The sequence below is a fragment of the Streptomyces sp. NPDC001941 genome (genome assembly GCF_040296945.1).
Classification (GTDB): Bacteria; Actinomycetota; Actinomycetes; order Streptomycetales; family Streptomycetaceae; genus Streptomyces.
Genome location: NZ_JBEOYE010000261.1, coordinates 1 through 1,332 on the forward strand (window position 1 = coordinate 1; position 1,332 = coordinate 1,332).

Annotated in this window: 1 protein-coding gene; it reads left to right on the forward strand. The window is 68.8% G+C overall.

What is annotated here, in order from left to right:
• Positions 1-111 precede the first annotated feature (111 nt).
• Positions 112-1,035 (forward strand): FG-GAP repeat domain-containing protein, encoded by a 924-nt coding sequence (locus ABT160_RS47025; RefSeq protein WP_351656589.1) that lies wholly within the window; start codon positions 112-114, stop codon positions 1,033-1,035.
• Positions 1,036-1,332: the final 297 nt, after the last annotated feature.

Below are 1,332 nucleotides of genomic sequence, written 5' to 3' on the forward strand. Positions count from 1 at the left end.
CGGGCCCGGGCCGAAAAGCATGTGAAGACCGTGTGCAAAGATGCGATCGTTAAGCGAGCGTACGTTCGATCAGCGTGCGTCGCACATATCTGAGTGGGGGGATCCACTTTCATGAGCACCATCCTGCGCCGCCTGCCGCGGCGCGCCCTGGCCGTCACCGCTGTCACCGTGGCGCTGGCGTCGGCCGCGGGCACCGCGTTCGCCGCCGGTAACCCGTCGCCGGCCGCCGACGCGGCCGTCAAGGCGTTCCAGGTCCAGCAGGCCCGGCCCGCCGCGCAGGCCGCGCCGCGCGCCGCCGCCGCGGTGAGCACGCCGACCTTCCCGCTGATGCTGGTCAACAAGAAGACCAAGAAGCTGTCGGCTTTCGGTCCCAACGGGTCGGGTGGCTTCGGCAAGCGCGACGACACCGGCGAGGACTGGAGCGGCGTCAAGAGCGTCCTCTTCGACGACAGCGACAAGGACGGCCTGGCGGACGGCAACTGGGTTGTCCTGAGCAGCGGCGAGCTCGGTTACGCCAACGACAACGGGGGCTGGCAGCGCGGTTCGGGCTGGTCTTCCTACCGCGTCTCCTCGCCCGGCGACCTCGGTCACAGCCGCGACTCCGACCTGTTCGCCATCGACAAGACCGGTGTCGCCTGGCTCTACCTCGGCCGTCCCGTCGGCGCGATCGGCGTCCGGGTGCGCCTGGGCAGCGGCTGGAACAACTTCACCCAGGTCGCCGGCCAGGGCGACCTGACCGGCGACGGCAAGGCCGACGTGGTTGCCCGCGACAAGTCCGGCAACCTGTTCCTGTACGCGGGCACCGGCAACTACAAGGCGCCGCTCGCCAAGGCCGTGAAGATCGCCACTGGCTGGAACGGCTGGAACCGTATCGTCTCGGTCGGCGACTACGACTTCGACGGCCTCTCCGACCTGATGGCCCGCAACTCCGCCGGGGAGATCTACCGCTTCTCCGGCACCGGCAACGCCAAGGCTCCCCTCGCCAAGGGCGTGAAGATCGGCACCGGGTTCAACGCGTACGACATCCTTAACTGACGCCCCACGGGCTGATGTAGCGGAACCAGTGAGTGTGGGTGGGACGCGTGTCACGCGTCCCACCCACACTCGCGTCCTTGACGAACCGAGAGCGCTGGGCGATCCCCGCTGGCTGCGGAACTCCCGGGTGTTCTCCGGCACACCACAAGAGGGTGGACGGTCATGCGCAGGCAGAAGGTGAAGCGGCGCACCCTGGGGGCGCCGAAGGGGATCGTCCTGCTGGCGACACCGCAGGGCTGGCGCTACAGCGTCCTCACCGTGGAGGGCGGCATGCTGTGCGGACGTCTTGATGTGCCG

Bases quoted from the DNA above. Each gene is read 5' to 3' on its own strand.
- ABT160_RS47025 (WP_351656589.1), top strand. From the start codon at position 112: ATGAGCACCATCCTGCGCCGCCTGCCGCGGCGCGCCCTGGCCGTCACC.